This is a genomic window from Solibacillus faecavium (genome assembly GCF_014836905.1).
Taxonomy (GTDB): Bacteria; Bacillota; Bacilli; order Bacillales_A; family Planococcaceae; genus Solibacillus; species Solibacillus faecavium.
Window position 1 is genome coordinate 52,176 of the sequence record NZ_JACSPZ010000011.1, and the last position, 20,316, is coordinate 72,491.

At 36.8% G+C, this 20,316-nt stretch carries 13 protein-coding genes; 11 read left to right on the top strand and 2 right to left on the bottom strand.

The window, feature by feature from the left end; translation table 11 throughout:
- Window positions 1-15: 15 nt before the first annotated feature.
- From H9635_RS17195 to H9635_RS17220, 6 genes are all read left to right on the top strand, one after another.
- The gene (locus H9635_RS17195; RefSeq protein WP_191701533.1) at window positions 16-480 is read left to right on the top strand and encodes a GNAT family N-acetyltransferase; all 465 of its coding nucleotides are present in this window, start codon (window positions 16-18) and stop codon (window positions 478-480) included.
- Window positions 481-528: 48 nt separating this feature from the next.
- The gene (locus H9635_RS17200) at window positions 529-963 is read left to right on the top strand and encodes an NUDIX hydrolase (RefSeq protein WP_191701534.1); all 435 of its coding nucleotides are present in this window, start codon (window positions 529-531) and stop codon (window positions 961-963) included.
- Window positions 964-1,486: 523 nt separating this feature from the next.
- Window positions 1,487-3,406 (top strand): threonine--tRNA ligase, encoded by a 1,920-nt coding sequence (gene thrS / locus H9635_RS17205; RefSeq protein WP_191701535.1) that lies wholly within the window; start codon window positions 1,487-1,489, stop codon window positions 3,404-3,406.
- Window positions 3,407-3,760: 354 nt separating this feature from the next.
- A complete protein-coding gene (locus H9635_RS17210) occupies window positions 3,761-4,699 on the top strand; it encodes a DNA/RNA non-specific endonuclease (protein WP_191701536.1) in 939 nt (312 codons plus the stop codon).
- 552 nt (window positions 4,700-5,251) lie between these two features.
- Window positions 5,252-6,778, top strand: coding sequence for a class I adenylate-forming enzyme family protein (locus H9635_RS17215; protein ID WP_191701537.1), 1,527 nt, complete (start codon window positions 5,252-5,254; stop codon window positions 6,776-6,778).
- A gap of 62 nt (window positions 6,779-6,840) precedes the next feature.
- Window positions 6,841-7,191: a DUF1428 family protein gene (locus H9635_RS17220; protein WP_191701538.1), complete on the top strand. Its 351-nt coding sequence runs from the start codon at window positions 6,841-6,843 to the stop codon at window positions 7,189-7,191.
- 153 nt (window positions 7,192-7,344) lie between these two features.
- Here the strand turns inward: H9635_RS17220 and H9635_RS17225 are convergent, their stop codons facing one another.
- Entirely contained in the window at window positions 7,345-11,838 is a 4,494-nt protein-coding gene (locus tag H9635_RS17225) for a S8 family peptidase (RefSeq protein WP_191701539.1), read from the bottom strand.
- 1,094 nt (window positions 11,839-12,932) lie between these two features.
- Between H9635_RS17225 and H9635_RS17230 the strand changes: the two genes are divergently transcribed.
- Window positions 12,933-13,646: a hypothetical protein gene (locus H9635_RS17230; protein ID WP_191701540.1), complete on the top strand. Its 714-nt coding sequence runs from the start codon at window positions 12,933-12,935 to the stop codon at window positions 13,644-13,646.
- A gap of 67 nt (window positions 13,647-13,713) precedes the next feature.
- Here H9635_RS17230 and H9635_RS17235 read toward each other — a convergent pair whose 3' ends face one another.
- Window positions 13,714-14,019: a DUF5658 family protein gene (locus tag H9635_RS17235; protein ID WP_191701541.1), complete on the bottom strand. Its 306-nt coding sequence runs from the start codon at window positions 14,017-14,019 to the stop codon at window positions 13,714-13,716.
- Between the two features lie 416 nt (window positions 14,020-14,435).
- Here H9635_RS17235 and H9635_RS17240 point away from each other — a divergent pair, with 416 nt between their 5' ends.
- The 4 genes from H9635_RS17240 to H9635_RS17255 all read left to right on the top strand — a co-directional run bounded on the left by H9635_RS17240 (window position 14,436) and on the right by H9635_RS17255 (window position 20,059).
- Window positions 14,436-15,992: a class I adenylate-forming enzyme family protein gene (locus H9635_RS17240; RefSeq protein WP_191701542.1), complete on the top strand. Its 1,557-nt coding sequence runs from the start codon at window positions 14,436-14,438 to the stop codon at window positions 15,990-15,992.
- Between the two features lie 76 nt (window positions 15,993-16,068).
- Window positions 16,069-16,851, top strand: coding sequence for an enoyl-CoA hydratase/isomerase family protein (locus tag H9635_RS17245; protein ID WP_191701543.1), 783 nt, complete (start codon window positions 16,069-16,071; stop codon window positions 16,849-16,851).
- A gap of 52 nt (window positions 16,852-16,903) precedes the next feature.
- Window positions 16,904-17,872, top strand: a complete 969-nt coding sequence (locus H9635_RS17250) for an NAD(P)H-dependent flavin oxidoreductase (RefSeq protein ID WP_191701544.1) — start codon at window positions 16,904-16,906, stop codon at window positions 17,870-17,872.
- 249 nt (window positions 17,873-18,121) lie between these two features.
- The gene (locus tag H9635_RS17255; protein WP_191701545.1) at window positions 18,122-20,059 is read left to right on the top strand and encodes a sigma-70 family RNA polymerase sigma factor; all 1,938 of its coding nucleotides are present in this window, start codon (window positions 18,122-18,124) and stop codon (window positions 20,057-20,059) included.
- Window positions 20,060-20,316 lie beyond the last annotated feature (257 nt).

The window sequence follows — 20,316 nt, forward strand, 5'->3', positions numbered from 1 at the left end:
GAAAGGGTGATAAAAATGGAAATCGATTTTTTAAAAAAACATCCTGATAAAATAAATGAAGTTTCGAAAATGATTTTCAAGGAATTTGTTGAAAAGACGGGTAGCAGTAAGAAGTTTGAAGATGTAGTGAATTATATTTCAAATGAAATGGATACTACTTTTCCAATAACCCTCGTTGCTTTTGAGAACGGAGAATGTATTGGTACAGTTTCAATTTTTGAAAACGATCTAAAGATAAGGGAAAAGTACAAGCCTTGGCTGGCATCTTTATATACGAAACCTGAATATCGGGGGAGAAGTGTTGGGAAGGCGTTAATAGACAAAACAATTGAGGTAGTTAAGGATTTAGGATTCAATGAACTATATTTAAGAACAGAGGATGCATCTGACTATTATAGAAAACGAGGGTGGATCTATGTTGAAACTGTTTCTGATGAAAAATACGAAAAGATTGATGTATTTAAGAAAGTGATTTATTGAAACGGCAAGATTTTGATAGATAAAGTCTAAATTTTAGGGGGTTATTTTATGTTTGTAGTAAATGTAGAAGGAGCAATTCATCGCAATGACAAATGGCTATTAATCCATAGAAGTGATAAGGAGGAGCATGCTGGTGGAGGCCTCTCCTTAGTAGGTGGAAAGTGTGAAATTGAAGGTAATTCATCTGATATTCTGGAAAGAACGTTAAAACGAGAAGTGTTTGAAGAAGTAGGTTGCGAAATTACAAGTATTAAATATGTTAATAGCTCCTCCTTCGTGACAGATTCAGGGATAAATGTAATTGATATTGTTTTTCTATGTCAGCATAAATCTGAGGAACCTTACGCTAAAAGTACGGATGAAGTGGATGGTGTTGTTTGGATGACTACTTCGGAGATTATTACTCATACAGAATTACCTATATTTTTAAAAGAAAACATTAAACTTGCAGAGAAAGTACTACAGGACAATTTACATGTATAATATTAGTTTTAAGGCGCGATTCTATAATAAGAATTAGCGCTTCTTTTTTTCTGTATTTAAATCCCAATGAATTTGGGCTCGAGATTTTATTGTTTGTTTACATAAAAAAATAGAAAGTCAAAAAATTTTCCCGAAGTGAACAAAACCATTAACAGCAACAGGTATTGAAGTATCACCTGTTATTTATTGTAAATAATATGTTGACAATAATTAGGTGGTGCGTTAGATTAGTTACTAATTTCAATTTAAAATGCAATGAAGAGGATATGAATCGTTTTAGTGAAGGTCAAAAGAGAGGGAAATCACCGGCTGAAAGTTTCCTGATTGGACAAATCGATTTACTCCCTTGGAGCTGTGCTAGGAAACTAGTGACGTTTACAGGCGTTATCTGTATCAATGAGCTACTGGAGTTACATACAGTAGGAATTTGGGTGGAACCACGGGTATTCAAGCATATATTCGTCCCTTTGCGGATGAGTATATGCTTTTTTTATTTACTAAAAAAAGAAAAAGGAGAGGTAGTATGTCAAATCAACAAGTTACAATTCAATTTCCAAATGGCGAACAAAAACGTTTTGCCAAAGGTGTTACGCTAACCGAAATTGCTAAATCGATTAGTCCGAGCTTAGCTAAAAAATCAATTGCGGGAAGTGTAAATACGACGACAACCGATTTGACACGACCAATTCTAGAGGACGCTGAAATTTCACTGTATGAAGCTTCGTCAAAGGAAGGCTTAAAGGTACTTCGTCATTCAACAGCACATTTATTAGCACAAGCAGTAAAGCGACTGTATCCTGATGCAAAATTTGGTGTTGGTCCTGTCATAGAAAACGGCTTTTATTATGATATTGAAATGAGCCATGTCCTCGTTCCGGAGGATTTGCAAACACTTGAACGTGAAATGAAAAAGATCGCGAATGAAAATTATGCTGTTGTTCGTAAGGAAGTATCACGAGAAGAAGCTGGTAACATTTTTGCACATGATCACTTAAAATTAGAGCTACTTGAAGCTATCCCGACAGAAGAACTAGTAACAGTGTATGAGCAAGGTGGGTTTGTTGATTTATGTAGAGGTCCACATGTACCATCGACTAATAAATTGCAGCATTTTAAACTCATGAATATTTCAGGGGCGTATTGGCGCGGCGATAAGAATAATCAGATGCTGCAACGTATTTATGGGGTAGCCTTTGCAACGAAAGAAGATTTGCAAGATTATTTCGTATACCTTGAAGAAGCTGAAAAGCGTAATCATCGAAAGCTAGGGAAGGAACTGCAACTATTTATGTTCTCTGAAGAGGCGCCAGGTATGCCATTTTATTTAGCAAATGGGCAAATCATTCGTAATGAACTTGAGATCTTTTTACGCAATCTGCAGGCAATTTATGATTACAAAGAAGTACGTACACCACTAATGATGAATCAACGTCTTTGGGAGCAATCAGGACACTGGCAGCACTATAAAGAAAATATGTACTTCACACAAGTTGATGAGCAAAAATTTGCCTTAAAACCGATGAACTGTCCAGGACATATGCTCATTTATAAAAATGATTTGCATTCGTATCGAGATTTACCGATTCGTATGGCAGAGTTTGGCCAAGTACACCGTCATGAATTTAGTGGTGCGCTAAACGGGCTACTTCGCGTCCGGACATTCTGTCAGGACGATGCACATATTTTCGTGACTCCCGCACAAATTGAAGACGAAATTGCATTAGCATTACAAATTATTGATCACGTATATAAAGTATTTGGATTTGAATATGAAGTTGAGTTATCGACACGTCCAGAAGATTATATGGGGGAGCTTGACTTATGGAATCAAGCGGAAGAAGCACTTGAAAATGTATTAAACCGACTCGGCATTGCTTATAAAATTAATGCTGCAGACGGGGCATTTTATGGTCCGAAGATTGATATTCATATTCGAGATGCTATTAACCGTAGTCATCAATGTGCAACGATCCAGCTAGATTTTCAGCTACCAGAGAAGTTTGATTTAACATATGTTAATGAAGAAAATGAGAAGGTACGCCCAGTTGTGATCCACCGAGCTGTATTTGGTTCAATCGATCGCTTCCTAGGTATTTTAATCGAACATTTTGGAGGCGCATTCCCACTATGGTTAGCGCCAAGACAAGTACAGGTTATTGGCGTTTCCGAGGCACATACAGACTATATTGAAAAGGTTAAAGCCCAGTTACGCCAGGCCAATATTAGAGTAGATATAGATAAACGTAACGAAAAGCTTGGTCGAAAAATTCGAGATGCGCAAATGCAAAAAACACCTTATATCCTTGTAATAGGTGATCAAGAGCAGCAAAATGAAACTGTAACTGTACGAGCGTTTAAACAAGATGGACTAAATACATTATCTATTGAGGCGTTTATTAAACAGATTCAATTAGAAATTCTAAATAAGCAATTGCCTTCCTAAATTGATAACAATTAAAAATATCGTAATGGATGAATAGATTTCAATAAATTTCACTATACGCTAAACTGCATCCCATTTGTTTGATTCGAACAAATAGGTGCAGTTTTTCTATGGGTAAAATTAGCTGGGTAGGTAAATTAGTAGCATCATTAGTTATTTGTCTCCAGTGAGGGGAGTAGGGTGGAATCTTGTTTAATTTCATTTCACTTTACGAATAAGCTGATTCCAATAAAAAATATCTCTGAATATTATCGCAATATATTTATACTATTATCGAAAGGTTAACAATGTTAAACTATGTTAGCATTCTTTTTGAGTGAACAATATGTAACGATTATAGGAGAGTCCTAAAAAATGAAGAATAAAATGAACGTGTTAATTTTACTTTTAACAGCCATCTTTATGGTTGGTTGTACGGATGTAGAAGAAGTTTCTATTCCGGATGAAAAAATAGAGACAGAAGATGTAACAATTGTTGATACAACTGAAAATAGTGAAAGTGAAAAAACTGCTACTACGGTTGTTGATGAATCTATAGTAGAAGAAACTCCAGCTCAATCAAATAAAGACCAGTTTTCAGGATATAAACTTATTGAGGTAGATGGCGGTAATTTATCTGGTCATCGTGAACCTAATGTGGTAGTTAACATTGGTTTCGGGGACCGTGATTATTGGGCATTTACGAATGAATACGGGCAATTAGTACGTGTCATTGCGGACAAAATTATATTACAAGATGATGATAACGAACCGGTATTATCGTCTGGTAGATACTACTCTGATGAAGCAAAGGTTCCAGGTGTAGAGAGTTCCGTTTTAGATGAAGGACATGTCATTGCTGATTCACTCGGAGGGGTATCGAACGCTTACAATATTACCCCACAAAATAGTACGCTCAACCGTCATGGTGATCAAGCTTATATGGAAGACGCAATCCGTAAAGCTAATGGAGCAACTATGTTTGAAGCGATTATCACATATACAAATACTAAAACGCAGATTCCTTCAAGTTATCAGTATACCTATACTTTAAAGGGGAAAAAGATCGTTGATTCATTTGACAACGTGAACCCTGATGAAGTTAACGAATCACTCGGTTTAACAGGTGAGCCTTCCAAGCCAGCTCAATCAAACACTAGTGGTGGCGATATTTCGAGTGTTGATACAAACGGGAATGGACAGGTAACAATTAAAGAAGCAAAAGCAGCAGGTTTCAGTATGCCAATAACAAGTGATCATTGGTTATACCCCTACATGCATGATGCTGATAAGGACGGTTTAGTAGGCGAGTAAGTGTATATTGGGAGAGCCTAGGATAGCGACCGAAATAGAGGGAGAAATTCCGCTTAATATAAAAATTTCATGAAAAGTACCCAAAATAAGCGGAGAAATTCCCTCTATTGATCAAAAAAATCATAAAATTCATTGGTTTTCATAGAGATAAGCGGATAATCTCCTCTTATTTTCCTCATTATGACGACAATTCTAAAAATAAGCGGAAATCCTCTGCTTATTTTTTCTGCCCTAATCTAGCTGCCTCATTTTAATATTCCGTTATCGAGCGCGATTCTGTAAATAGGATCAGCGCTCATTTTTCTAAGGAGTTATCTTAGCTTGCTTAAAAACTTGCAAGACAAACTATCAACTCACAGCTGATATACGTTACGTGTAAATGGAAGTTATAAATCAGGTTTAAAAGAATATATTATTTTATAGAAGTTTATTTTCTATGAATATAATAGCTTTTCGTTTTTGTCTAGCTGTTCCTTGTTCTTTGTTGTTTTGCAATGAGATTTTTAGATCTGCCAGTTTGTCCATTAATTTTGATGTAGGAGGATAAGCAATATGGATTTATTAAAACCGATTTTATCTCACGCAAGTAGAATGCCAAATCAGAAAGCACTAGTTTTTGGGGATTATACGTATACGTACAAAGAGTTAAACGATGAAATTAATCGATATAGTAATGGTTTAATTAAACAAGGTTTAAAAAAGGGCGATAAAGTTAGTTTGTTTTTAAAAAATTCGCATTGGTTTGTGATTTGCGCTTATGCCGTGATGAAGGCAGGAGGTGTCATCGTTCCTATTAATTTCCGTCTGACTGCGAAAGAAATCCATTATATTGTGAATCAATCTGATTCAATTGCTGTCATTACAGATGCGGATCAAACTGAATTAATTAAGTCCGCAATTGCAGATGTTTCTGTTAATCCATTAATTTACAGTACTGGAGATGCAGCTGAAGGGGTTATATCTTTAAAAGAGCTTGATACTACACAAACTGATGACCCGAATGTACCAATTTCTGCAGATGATGATGCGCAAATTTTGTATACATCAGGTACAACGGGTAATCCAAAAGGGGCACTGCTTACACATGGGAATGTAATTAGTCTCAATAGTGCTCAAACTGTAATGATGAAATTAAATCGTGAGGATGTCTATTTACTAGTAGCGCCGGCATTCCACTCGGCAGGTTTAAATATGGTTCTTACATCTTGCTTTTTTGCTGGTGCCACAGTTGTCATGATGCGTGATTTCCATCCTTTAGAAACGCTAAAAGCGATAGAGCAGCATAAAGTCACGCTATTCTTTGGTGTGCCTGCTATGTACAATGCATTTTTCATGATTCCGAAAGGGTCTTTTGATTTATCATCTGTTCGTGGCTATATTTATGGTGCAGCACCAATGTCACCAAGTATGATTGAAAGTGCTGTAGAATATTTGGGTTCAGACCAGTTCTATAATGCGTGTGGTTTAACTGAAGGTGGACCAGGAGGCGTTTATTTAACACCAGAAGAACATAAGACAAAGCTAGGTGCGAGTGGAAAAGCGATGACATTTTTAGATGTTCGGGTAGTAAATGATTATATGGAAGATATATTACCTGGTGAAGTCGGTGAGCTAATTATGCGCGGTGAATCTGTAATGAAAGAATACTATAAAAAACCAGAAGAAACAGCGAAAACGTTTCGTGACGGTTGGCTTTTAACAGGTGATTTAGCAACAATTGATGAAGAGGGCTTCATTACACTTGTAGACCGAAAAAAGGACATGATTATCTCAGGGGGAGAAAATGTTTATTCGGTTGAAGTCGAGCAGATTTTAAATGGTTATCCTGGCATTGTTGAATCGGCAATTATTGGTTTGCCAGATTTGAAATGGGGAGAGGTAGTAACAGCTGTTATCGTTAAAAAGGATGATATAGAGATTGATGAAGAAGATATCAAAGCATATTGTCGCGAGCATTTAGCTGGTTATAAATTGCCACGTAACTTTATTTATGTAGAAGCTTTACCTCGTAATGTTTCCGGGAAAATATTGAAATATCAATTACGTGAAAACTGGAAAGAGGATAAAATTAGTCAGTAGGGGACTACTTTACAGCAATTCAAAAGAGTATCAGGCGGTTTGTATTAGTAGGGGGAGTAATCATGTATTTAGAAATTTATCTTTATCCTGTCCCTGAAGAAAACAAGGAACAATTTTTAAAAATTAATCGAGAAGCTGAACGTATTTACAAAGAATATGGTGCCCTTGAGAGCGAGACATTTACTGCTACCTCTATTCAGCCAGGGTATGGTTGTATAGGAATGATATCGGCCGTTGAATTACTTGAAAGCGAGATACTTATGTTAGAAATTAACCGTTATGATAATAAGGAGCACCATAGTCAGGTTTTGGAGAAAGTTGATAATGATGAACAAATTGAAAAGTTATACAATCAAGTGATTGAGGTAATCGATCTTAGTCGTACTGTCCGTGGTGAATTCGAGTTTCTTTGAGGGGCATAAGCTGAAATTTCTTTAATTGGTGCAGGCACATATTCAAAAGTGCGTGCATTTTTTGATGAATAATCCCTAATATTTTGTCATACAAAACACCCCTTAAGTTTTTACACTAACTAAAGGGGTGCTGTTCTAATGATTTACATTTTTTTACGGTGTCTCTGTTAAGTCTTCCTCTATAGAATTCGGTGTTTCTATTAATTCTTCTTTAGAAGATTGTTCCTCAGCAGCGGCATCGCCAGGTCCTTCTGTAATTACTGGTAAATTAATATATAATTTACCGGCAGCTTTTTGACGAGTTTCATTATTAAAGTCATCGATTGCAATTACTTCAATAACTGCTCCGTTTGCAACAGTATCAGCAGGAACTGTCCAATAGCCAACGTAATGACCATTTCCTTGTTCCATCATTGGTAATGCAGTTGCATTTTGAACTAAGTTTGTTAATGGCATATGGATTACAAAAGTAGGTTTTAATCCTGGCTCACTATCAAACTCAATCTTAACTGTTCTACCCGTTGTAATTGTAATGTCTGTATCTGGTTTTAAATTTGTAATGATCGGTGCATCGAAATCTGCAGTTACAGTAACTGTCTTAGAAACACTGTTGCCAGCTTTGTCTGTAGCTACTACTGTGATTTCATTCGCTCCATTATCAAGAATAACGCGTTTAGAATACTTTCCATCGCTGATAGTAGCGTTTGAGCCATTAACAGTCACTGTGTCAATATTTTCATCTGTAATTAAACCTTCTACAGTAACTGTTTCACGATTTACTTTTTCACCATTAGATGGTTTGTCGATCGTTAGTTCCGGAACTATCGTATCTAAAGTTACTAAAACCGGAGTCGATTCACCTGTTACTCGACCATCTAATTTCGAAAGAACAGAAAATTCATTAGCGCCTTCAACTAAGTTTGCTTTAATTTCAAATTTGCCATCGTCTCCAACTACTGTTGATGTAACTACTTCACCATTTTGTTTTAACTCAATAGTTGTTGTTGGAGATGCTGTTCCAGTAATTGTTGTTTCAGGCTCATTTGTAATTGAGTTAGTTACTGGAGAAGTGATTACAGGACCGACTACTTCATAGCTAACACGTGCCCGAATCATATAGTTTCCTTCGCTTGCAGGAGCTGAAGACCATGCACCTGATACATGCTGATAGCTTCTAGCTGCATTTTTACCATCTTCATCCGTTGCTAGACCTGGCGTATTCGGGTTTGCAACTGTTTGACGGTAAACCATATAGAAGTCACCATTTACAACAATATTGTGATCTGTTAAATCTACAACTGTCCATTCACCATTTCGAAGAGCTGTTGCATCAATTGGACCAGCTAATTGTTTACCTGGCGTACCGTCTGCTCCGGTAGCATCCCAAACTTCCACTGCAAATGCAGTTCCGCCTGGAGTAGGCCATTCAGTTGTCCAGAAGCGGAATACACCATCTGTTACAATTCCGTTTTCTTTTCCTTCAGGAAGAGACATTTTTACTGCCCATGCATTTCCGGCAGCGTTGAATGCACGAGCATTTTCCGCAGTACCATCATCATAGCCGATTTCTCCACCTGGATATGTGTAGAAAGGTTCAAGAGAAATGCTTATAGGTGATAATTCACCTGTAAGAGAAACAGGAATTTCTTTTCCATGGTATCCACGAGCAATTACTTTAAGTGTGTACGAACCTACATATGCTGTAAGGGCAAAGTTACCGTTAGCATCTGTTTGGACAGGTGTGATATTTGCGTCTTCAACTAAAATAACTGTTGCACCTTCAATTGCTTCTCCTGTTGATTCGTCAGTAATTGTACCGCTTATTGTATTTTGTTCAATTTCATCTAATGTGAAATTCGCAGTAGAAGTGCTATCCGCATCAATTGTGACTGTTTGTACTTCAGATTCGAAACCGTAAGCCTCTGCTTTTACATTAAATGTGCCCGTACCATGTGTCATTTTGTATGAACCGTCTGCTGGGCTTGAATAAACCGAACGTCCGGACTCTATCACACTTACTTGAGCGCCTAATGGAAGAAGTGTTGGATTGTTGATTACTTCAATCTCAGGTGCCTTATCTTTTGAAAGTACATCAGGTTTAATTGTCTTTGGATCTACAGCTTCTTTTAATGCATCTTTTTCTTTCCCGTTACCTTTATTGCCATTGTTTCCGTTGTTGCCATTGTTCCCCTGGGTATTTCCTTTATTGCCGTTGCCATTATTATTGTTTTTACCTTTAGAAACTTTACCAGTTTGAGATACGCTAGCTAATGCTACATCATCAATATACCAGCCATCTCGTTGTACACTAGAATCTGAGAATGCATTGAAACCAATATAAATACGTTGTCCAGCATAGTCTGATAAATCAACCTCTGCGTCTAACCAACTATTGGATATACCTTGAACCATTAATAATTGTGTCCAGTTTTCTTGGTCTGTTGACACGAATACATGTCCATAATCATACGCTCTACCAGAACTAGCTTGTTCGAAGTTATGCCAATGTTTAAATTGTAGGTAAGAATTTCCTTCAGGTAGATCAATTGGAGGTGCAACAAGTGTTGCGTTCATGCTGTTTGCGTATGTGCCAGATAAGTTTGTTGCATACACCTTTTCACCTGAGGCAGCATTTCCTGGACCAGATGTTGGTACACCCCAGTCCCAGCTGTCATTAGTACCAAATGAGTACCAGCCAATTGGTTGTGTTTCAAAGTTTTCAAAATAACCAACAGTGATGCCTGGTTTTACTTCCACAACGTACTCGTCACTGATGACTTCATTGTTACCGAAGTCATTAATTGTCCATTTGTACGTAAATGAATTGCCAGATATTAAATCCCCTGGAATAACTACAGCGAATTCACCAGCTTTATGATCACCAGATTTACGTCCAGCAGGGATTTGTTGCCAAGCATTATTTTCATCTTTGTAGTTAAGCACAACTGATGAAACACTAATGTTATCACTAACTGAAACGGTTAAATTTAGATCCATTCCGGCATATGTTTCACTTGGTGCAGTATGCTCGAAATTAGGGGCTTCATTATCCGTTCCTGCTTGTGTAACTTGACCCTCTAGCGTACCTAGTCCAGTAATAATAGAAGAAACTGCTTCATAAGCATCTACTAATCCATAACCATAACCTTGGTTAGGTGTAGTTGTGTATTGACTATCTGTTAAAGGATTTGCAGTGTCTAGAAGAATCTGTTCCATTTCATCTACTGTTAAATTAGCATTTACTTGACGTAGAAGGGCAGCTACACCTGATACAGCAGGACCTGCCATCGATGTACCATTCCAACCACCTTCATAACCACCGCCAGGAACTGATGAACGAATGTTTACACCTGGAGCAGAAATATCTGGTTTAATTTCAGCATAAGGAGAAGGGCCACGGAGAGAGAAATTCCCAACTAAGTTATTGATGTCTGTTGCTCCTGTAGCAAATGACTCTGGATAGTTTGCTGGTGCAGCAACAGATCCAGCACCCCCTGGGTTAGTAAAAGTTGTATTACCTGCAGAGAATTCAGGGAAGATTTCTGCTGCACGCCAGTTAATAACAACATCACGATACCATTCGTCTAATCCAGGACCACCGCCCCAAGAATTATTTACAACATCGGGTGCCATATCAACACGTGCATTTCCGTTAGCATCTGTTGGTGCTAAAATCCATTGAGCCGCCTCTAATAGATCAGCATCTGAACCACCATTAGCAGTGAATGCTTTTACGGCAATATATTTAGCGCCAGGTGCAACACCTATTTGATTAGAGCCATTTGGTTCACTACCAACCATTGTACCGGTAACGTGAGTTCCGTGATCTTGATCATCATATGGAGTAGCACGTCCAGCAGAAGTTGAATCATACCAGCTATAATCATGAGAAACTTCACCGGTTGCTGCGTTATAGCCACGGTATTTTTCTTTTAAAGCTGGGTGATCCCATTGAACGCCGGTATCGATACTTGCAACTACCGTACCTGATCCATCAATACCCATATCCCAAACTTCTGGAGCATTAACGCGTTCAATATTCCACTCAACGTTTGCAACTTCCGCACTTGGTGCTACGGCGTCTTCAGTTTTGGTCGTAAAGAGTTGACGTGTTTCATTTGGTAATACTTTCTCTACTTCCTCAAATGTGGCGATTTTTTCAGCAACTTCTTGGGTTGCTGTGACGGCAATGGCATTTACGATATAAAAGGATGTAATATCTGATGCATTGCCAACTTCCGCTTCTTTATTGAGGAATTGCATGACTGATTGTTGTGAATCTATAGATGTTGCCTTTAATTCGGAGACAACAGCAGAACGCTGAATCAACTTGGCGTTTAGAGCGGATAAGTTGGAATCTACCGCTTTTTGACGAGCAGCCTCAGCAACTTGAGCAGAATTCGCTTTATCTTTAAATTTCACTAAAAAGGTTACTTTATTATCTTCTTTGAAATTTTCAAGTAAGCGCGCATTCAGTTTTTCACGTGCGGAACTAAAAGTACTAATAGAATTGGAATCTCTAAAAGATTCATAGAGTTGATTGGAAGTTGTTTGTGCGCTAGCAACACTTGGTGTCAATAAAGAAAATGTCATCGCTGCAGTAGCGAGGATACTAAATGCTTTCCTAGAATTCTTTTTCCTCTTCATTTTCATTCCCCCTTAGATTTTCGATCGAACTTTACCTATAAATTTGCAGCTTGTAGGTTGTCCTTTAAGGATTTTAAAAACAACCTTTCCTCCTCTCTATAGTTTTTTGGGTAGAAATGACTAATTTGTGAAATTAAATTCTCTAGATGTAAGTACTATGTTAGATTATGGAAAATACTTTATTTGTCGTATTATGTCGAATAATTTAGAGGGTAAACACTTTTGAATTTAATTACCTATTTTTTGTAAGTAATGGAGAGTCAACAGACATAGCTGGATATCAGTGGGGTATAGTATTAATAAGGTTTTACAGATATTATGGATTTTGCAAAAAGATTGAATTTATCTGTTATTTTTAAAAAAAGATTAGTTTAACCTAAAAAAGAGCAATAGGTCTAAAGGTCATTTATTTTTTGGAGGTTGTAAGAAGGACTTTTTATCTGTATATCGATTTTGAAATTATTATTCTTAATGAAGAAAAGCGGTAAGTATCTTTCGATGATAATTAGATTGGAAATTCAGAATTTAAAGCGACTGATAGTATTAATAGTTTTTAAAAATAAACAATGCAGTAAACAGAATGTTATTTTCAACAAACTTATCGATAAATTTGAGAGGGAAAAAAGGCTTGTAAGATCCCTGTATATATTTAACTAGTGTACAAGTTTTTATTTCACTGGAGTTCTTTTTGAGTAAAAGCTAAGGTTTTGGAATGTCGAAATTTGTCTAAATTCTAGGTCCTGTATAATTTACAATTAAATTGGTTCATCACTATAAGTTGGGATGACAAAATTGCCGCCTCGCGATAGCGCAAGCGGCTTGATTATGTGTTTTTTTACTTCACTTTATAACGAGGGCAAAATTTTGGGATTGGTGGGCCTCGCAAACGGCAATAAAGGCAGTGATAAAGACATGTATCACGTGGCTTTAGCGCTGTCTTGCCGTAGCCCACCAATCAAAGTAGAATTTTATTAGAAAAGTAACCCCATGTTATGGTGATGAGCCATTCAATTGAAAAGTAATTGGAGTAAATAGGGAAAGTATATATTTTGTAAAATTATTGTGACATAATGAAGAGAATAGGAGGACTCAGTATGAAGAACGAATTAATATTGATACTTACATATGTAGTTACAATTACTTTAGTGACTTTGACAACATTTAATCCAGAAGAATACATAATAAAGGATGCCTATATGGCGGCTTTAACGGGTCTTATTTATATTGTCTTTACAATTGGATGGGGAAGGCTAGTGCAGCAAATAAAATTTAACGCATTTCATAAATGGCTTTTTGTTTTGATTACTTGGTATACGTTATTAACGATTGGAGATATTTTATTATTTCAGAAAATGCCAAGTGTGTTGATTATGCTTGGGGTGTTACTTTTTATACTAGGATGCCTTTATGTTTATCGAGCAAATGGCATAGTAGTAGATGCTTTAACAGCTGCTCTATTATTGTTGATACTCTACATTGCGATGCGAATTGAACATACTATTTTTCCAGGAGCGATAATTGGTGGCATCTTCATTTCAATGCCATTTTTAATAATCGCGGCAAAGAAATCCCTTCGTGCAACACAAGTTCTAGCGCGTCTTGTATTTTTCTTAATGGCTTTTACCGTTTTATTTTTATTTCCTGGAACGCCTATCATTGCAGAGGGCGGCTATTTGCTGTATTTAGTAATCATTATCATTGTTGTAGCTTTTGTCCTTAGACGTAAAATTGAACTGCTCTTGCCACAGGAAGCCATGCCTGTATTATTAGTAGTTACTTTGGTTATGTATGGTGTGAAATTTATTTAATATGTCATAAATAAGAAGGCTGACGAGAAAATAATACTTTCTCGTCAGCCTATATTTATGTGCTTTTTTACAACATTGTTATCCATGTTATGTGTAGAACGAATATCCCGGTATATAAGAACATAACGAAAGAAAGAACTACTCGCCAAACGTTTGTTAACCTTGTAGGAAAGTCTGATTTCCATAATAACCAAACTAGACCAGATAAAATAACTTTTGTTCCTAGAATCGTTAAAGGGGAAAGTGAACTCAACAGTGGGTTCGCTTCTTCAATCCATTCGTTACTAAGTCCCCAAGCTGTACAAATGCCATCAATAAGATTTAACACCAATATGACCAACAACATCCGTTTAATATCAAATAAACGTCTCACTATATATCACTCTTCGCTCGAATCGCAATCTCTCCTTTTTTAATTTTTCCATAGATTTATTTTTTCTACTTTTTGATTTTTTTCAAATTCTCCATCTTTAGATAAGCGTTTACCAAAGTGTACTTATTTTATACTGCCTATATAACCGGTATTAATTAGAAATTAGATTTAATCATCTTGAGCCATTAGTTCTCAATTTATAGATATCGAATTATTTAAAAGGGAGTGTTCGTGAATTAACTAATATCAAATTTAGATTAACTGGTTTGAGGGAGAGGCAAATATCAGAATTCAAAATATAAATGACGTTTTAACTGCATATTAAGAGATGCTAGATGAATATAATTTAAAGAAGACGCTAAAACGATAGGAATATTTAAGATTATTATTCTTTTTTTAATAGAAAGGTGATGGGTATGGTACAGAAAGTATTATCAATGTCCCAACAGCTGCTAATTGGGGAAGCACTTAAATATGCTGCACATAATGTTGCTGATCGGGAAGCATTTATAGATGGAGATCATCGATTAACGTATGGGGAACTTTTGACGCGTTCGCTACATTTAGCGGGATGGCTACAAGCTCAAGGGATTGGTGTAGATGACAAGGTAGGCTGCTTGTTGAAGAATGGCCTGCCTTTTGTTGAGTTATATTTCGGCGTTTCATTAAGTGGTGGTGTTTTTGTTCCAGTCAATTTCCGTTTGGGTTCTAAGGAAATGGAATATATTCTGAACCAATCTGATGTAAAGATATTATTTGTTGAAGAAGAATTTATAGATAGCGTTCGTTCTATTATGCAAAACTTATCTCAAGTCAAAATTATCGTGCCAATTAAAGCCGAGAATTTAGAATTTGAGATAAACACAATCCCATATGAAGCCATATTTAGTACAACTACTGAATACAAGTCTGTAAATCTCACTGACGATGACGCGCATGCCATTATTTATACATCAGGTACAACAGGAAAACCAAAAGGGGCAGTTTTAACCCATAAAAATTTTTATATGAATACAATGAATAAACTTTATCACTCTCAACCTAGGAAGGGCTCAAGGCAACTGATTATTCCTCCACTTTTCCATGTTGCTGCGCTGTCCTCTCTTTTACAAAATTGTCTAATAGAAGGGACGATCATTATCCACCGTGAATTCCAACCAGATGTCGTTCTGAAGACTGTCCAATATGAGAAAATTGAAACAATGTTTATGGTTCCGGCTATGTGGAATTTTCTATTCCAAGTGCCGAATCTATCTGATTATGATTTAAGTTCAATGACGAATTGTTCTTTAGGGGGAGCAATCTGTCCTATTGAAATTAAAAAAAGAATTTTACAAGTGTTTAAAAATGCAACGATATTAGAAGCTTTTGGGCAAACAGAAATGAGTCCCTCCACAACATATTTAGCCGGTGAAGATGCACTTAGGAAGACGGAATCTGTTGGAAAACCTTCTATCAATGTAAGGGTACGAATTGTGGATAATGAAATGAATGATGTGCCTGTTGGAGAAGTGGGGGAAATTGTCTATCAAGGACCAACTACAATGAAGGAATATTATAAAAATGAGGAGGCAACAGAAGAAGCTTTCAAAGGGGGCTGGTTTCATAGTGGCGATCTAGTACGAATGGATGAAGAGGGCTATATTTATGTGGTAGATCGAAAAAAAGATATGATTATTAGTGGCGGTGAAAATATTTACCCGAAAGAATTGGAAGATGTTTTATATTCTCATCCAGATATTTTAGAAGCTGCGGTAGTGGGAATTCCGGACCCTACATGGGGTGAGACTGTGAAAGCTTATATTGTATTAAAGTCAGGAAAACAGATGACGGAAGAACAAGTAATCCAATTTTGTCAAAGTAGCATTGCTTCTTACAAGAAACCGCGTGCTATTGAATTTATGGAGTCGTTGCCTAGAAATGCTGCGGGAAAGGTACTTAAAATGGTTTTGCGTACGGGAGCTTACCAATAAGTCTAAAAAAATATCTAAATATTTAAAATAATTAATAGTGTGAAATGGTAAACTAAAAAGAAGGGAAGAACATACGTTGACCTACCAAAGTATACAAGTGACATTAGCAGTAAATGGTGTTTGTACAGTTAAGTTAAATCGTCCTCAGGTAAGAAATGCACTTGGCCTTCAAATGCGAGAGGAATTAAAAGATTTCTTTACTGAAGTTCAAAACAATGATGACGTAAAAGTGATTGTGTTGACAGGTGAAGGAAATGCGTTTTCTGCAGGCGGTGATTTAAGTGCTTTAAAAGATGTAGAAGCTGCTTCGGGTCGCAAGAGATTGCAAACGGGACATGAAATGATTTCTTCCATTGTAGATCTTGAAAAACCGGTTATTGCTGCTGTTAATGGAGCAGCAGCAGGAGCAGGGTTTAGCCTAGCATTAGCTTGCGACATAATTATTGCAAATCAATCTGCCGTATTCATTCAAAGTTTTTCAAAGGTGGGATTAATTCCTGATTTAGGCTCTATCTATTTTTTACCAAGACTTATAGGAAGGCATCGTGCACTAGAAATGATGTTCTTTGGAGAAAAAATTTCTGCCGAGCAGGCTCATGAACTTGGAATTGTTAATCGAGTACTGGAAGATCATTTGTTTACAGACGAAGTTTACAAACTAGCAAATCAACTTACAGAAGGTCCGCAAATGGCTTTAGGGTTAATGAAGAAACTAGTAAATAGAAGCATTCTTGATGATTTGGCCCAGTCTTTAGAGTTAGAAGGGTTTGCACAAGCCATGTGTTTTGAATCAGCAAACTTTAAAGAGGGGGTAGAAGCCTTTTTTGAAAAACGAAAACCTGTTTTTAACCAATCATAGTTAACTGAATAGATGTATGTTGGAGTTTTATAAAAGTGGAGAGGTGGATTTTATGGAGCGTTTACCAAAAAGTTTAGAAAATTTAAGACTACCAGTTATCGGTTCCCCATTGTTTATTATTAGTAATCCGAAACTAGTGATTGAGCAATGTAAAGCAGGCATTGTTGGATCTATTCCAGCGTTGAATGCACGACAAACGAGTGTACTTGATGAATGGTTAGCTGAAATAACTGAGGAATTAAATACTTATAACAAAAATAACCCTGAAAGACCTGCTGCCCCGTTCGCGATTAATCAAATTGTGCATAAAACGAATACTAGATTAGAGCAAGACATGGAGCTTTGTATGAAATATAAAGTGCCTATTATTATTTCTTCGCTAGGGGCCCGAGAAGAGGTATTTGAAATGGCTCATAGCTATGGTGGTATCGTTTTTCATGATGTCATAACAAATAATTTTGCTAAGAAGGCGATTAGTAAAGGAGCAGACGGATTGGTTGCCGTTGCTGCCGGTGCAGGTGGACATGCTGGCAGACAAAGCCCATTTGCTCTAATACAGGAAATTCGGGAATGGTTTGATGGACCATTAGCGTTGTCAGGTTCGATTGCAAATGGTAGGGCTATTTTGGCGGCACAGGCGATGGGTGCTGATTTCGCTTATATTGGGTCACCATTTATTGCAACAACGGAAGCAAATGCTAGTGAAGATTACAAACAAATGATTGTAGACAGTACGGCAGAAGATATTATTTATAGTAATTTATTTACGGGTGTGCATGGCAATTATTTGAAAGGTTCTATTAAAAATGTAGGGCTTGATCCAGATAACCTAGAGCAAGGCGATCTTTCAGCTATGAATTTTAAAGAGGGAGATAAAAAAGCTTGGAAGGATGTTTGGGGAAGTGGACAAGGTATTGGTGCAATTAAAGAAGTAGTGCCGACGAGAGAGCTGATTAATCGGTTTGAGGAAGAGTATAAAGAAGCACATATGAAAATGGCAATGCAAAAGCTCCCTGTATAGGATGGGTAAGATGAATTTAGGGATTAAAGCCAATCTATGCTTGAATTCAATCATGTTTTTAACAGACTTCTCTCTATAGGGAAGTCTTTTTTTGAGCAGAAAAAGCAGGAATACGATATTGTGAATTTCAGCTGTTAATATTATAAACTTTAATAAATGGTCTATTTTTTAGTGATTAGTTTTAAAAATTTTTCACAAAATGAAACCTTTAAACTAAATTCGTGCTCTAAGTTAGTAGGAGGGAATAAGATGGATCAGTACATACAACAAGCACTTGCTGGTGATGAAAATGCAATCCGGCACATAACTACGATGCATAAGCCTAGATTACTCGCTAAAGCATATACATATATGAAAAATAAACAGGATGCGGAAGATATTGTGCAGGAGACGTTTATAAAAGCGTTCGATGCATTGGCACAGCTAAAGGAACCGAAATATTTCGCAACATGGTTATACAAAATATTGATTCGTGAATGCTTTCTCGCACTGAAAAAGAAGAAGCGAACAGAGCTGTTAGAGATAGAAATTATGGAACAGCTTCAGTTACTGGACCAGGAAAACAGCGAGGATTACAGCGAGTTACATAACGCCATCGAAATCCTTAAAAAAGACTACCAAATGGCGATCGTAATGCATTATTTTTATGATTTTAAAGTGTTTGAAATCGCGGAAATGTTAGGGAAGCCAAACAACACGATTAAAATGCATCTGCACCGCGGCAGAAAGGCAATACGCCAAAAGCTAGAGGAAACGATGCAAAAATCAATCCAACAAAAGGAGGTAAATCGCATGTTAAAAGAACAATTATTGGTCTTAGCACAGCAATATGGAAATGTGCCTGAACATTATGAGCTAGAACTAGAAGATTATCATGAGGAAGGAATTGCTTCGTTTATGTGGCAAGGGCCAAGTAAAGATGAAGGGGTTTTTATTCGATTAGATGATAAAGGGCGACTTGATGATTTTGCGATAACTCCCTCAAAAGAAGGTGCACCGATTACTGAAGAGATGAAGCTTAAAATAGCCGAGCGACTGCTACATGAACAATACCCGGAAGCACTTTCGTATTATACACTAATAGAACAAAATAAAAAGGAATCGAGTACAAGCTTTAAGTATGGACAAGTTGTGGGCGGGTTTCCATTAGACGGTTTTTATTGTCTTATAGAAGTAACCGATCCAGGTGAGGTCATTCATTTCACCTATACGGGTTATATGGAAAATCCTCCAGAAATACCAAAGGAGCTTTACCCTACGGAACGTATTTTAAATGCATTGTATGAAGGTGACTGGTCAATTTGTGCAGAAAGCTTTAATGAAAAATATAATTCCGTTGCAGCATCAGGTATATATGCGATCTATGAATCAAAGCTATTAAGGCAGGCCTATGATGCGGTAACAGGCAAACCGTTATTTGATTCTGGTGATGAGAGAAAGCAAAATTATATGCCATTTCCAAATGTTGAAGCATTGCCGAAAAAGGACAAAATTGGAGAAATCATTGGCATCAATGAGGAATGGGAGCAATATGAAGAGGTAAGCATGAGTATGGATGAAGCGTATGAAGAGCTGAATTGGCGTCCTAAAGGCTGGCAAAATCCTCAGGGGAAATCATACGAGCATTACATGAAAAGTAAATTTGAAAATCGAGTAAAAGCAAAGGTGGACAAACGTACGAAGCGTTTGGATAGTTTTATTTGGTTTGCAGATATTGAAGGTGAGGGGAACCTTTCTGAAGAGGAATGTTTACAGATTGCCGCACAGTTTATTCAAACATACTATTCGGAGTATACACCATATTTATATGTTGAAGTAAAAGATGAAGAGGACATAGAGGAAAACCGTGCCTTTTTCCGTTTTGTCGTGCAGAAGGATGGATTTTTCGTTGAAAATGAATTTTTCCATATGAATATTAGTAAAATAACAGGCGCTATTTTGATGTTTTTAACACCGAATGTAGCGGTTGAATATATTGAACAGTTTGAACCAAAAGCAATTAAGCCCGTTAAAGAATTACTGCCACTAAAAGGTCTAAAAGTACATCTGGAATGGGACAAGGTGTATGGGGAAACAGAAGAGGATGAGGTCAATATGCGTTTTATTTACCGTATACGGATGACGGATGGTGCCTTTATAAAAGGGGTAAATGCGGAAAGTGGAGAGGTTATTTATAGTTTGATTTAATGAAAAGTCTGTGCGAAACTACTAGCGAGGTCCACCAATATTTTTAAACTAATTCGGCATCAAAAAAATATTTTAAAAATAACGGAAATTAGTTCCTCTATTTATCCCGTTAAGCAATCCAACCTACAAATATTAGTAATGACCAAAAATTACATTAAAACATAGAAATTGTTAGTTAAATATGAGCATTTTGTGAATTAGTATGCAACATTTGACGCGATTAAACCGTCACGTTATAGTCAGGTTACAACTAGATA

Bases quoted from the DNA above. Each gene is read 5' to 3' on its own strand.
- H9635_RS17200 (WP_191701534.1), top strand. From the start codon at position 529: ATGTTTGTAGTAAATGTAGAAGGAGCAATTCATCGCAATGACAAATGG.
- H9635_RS17240 (WP_191701542.1), top strand. From the start codon at position 14,436: ATGGTACAGAAAGTATTATCAATGTCCCAACAGCTGCTAATTGGGGAA.
- H9635_RS17215 (WP_191701537.1), top strand. From the start codon at position 5,252: ATGGATTTATTAAAACCGATTTTATCTCACGCAAGTAGAATGCCAAAT.
- H9635_RS17210 (WP_191701536.1), top strand. From the start codon at position 3,761: ATGAAGAATAAAATGAACGTGTTAATTTTACTTTTAACAGCCATCTTT.
- H9635_RS17225 (WP_191701539.1), bottom strand. From the start codon at position 11,838: ATGAAGAGGAAAAAGAATTCTAGGAAAGCATTTAGTATCCTCGCTACT.
- H9635_RS17220 (WP_191701538.1), top strand. From the start codon at position 6,841: ATGTATTTAGAAATTTATCTTTATCCTGTCCCTGAAGAAAACAAGGAA.
- H9635_RS17230 (WP_191701540.1), top strand. From the start codon at position 12,933: ATGAAGAACGAATTAATATTGATACTTACATATGTAGTTACAATTACT.
- H9635_RS17195 (WP_191701533.1), top strand. From the start codon at position 16: ATGGAAATCGATTTTTTAAAAAAACATCCTGATAAAATAAATGAAGTT.
- H9635_RS17250 (WP_191701544.1), top strand. From the start codon at position 16,904: ATGGAGCGTTTACCAAAAAGTTTAGAAAATTTAAGACTACCAGTTATC.
- thrS (WP_191701535.1), top strand. From the start codon at position 1,487: ATGTCAAATCAACAAGTTACAATTCAATTTCCAAATGGCGAACAAAAA.
- H9635_RS17255 (WP_191701545.1), top strand. From the start codon at position 18,122: ATGGATCAGTACATACAACAAGCACTTGCTGGTGATGAAAATGCAATC.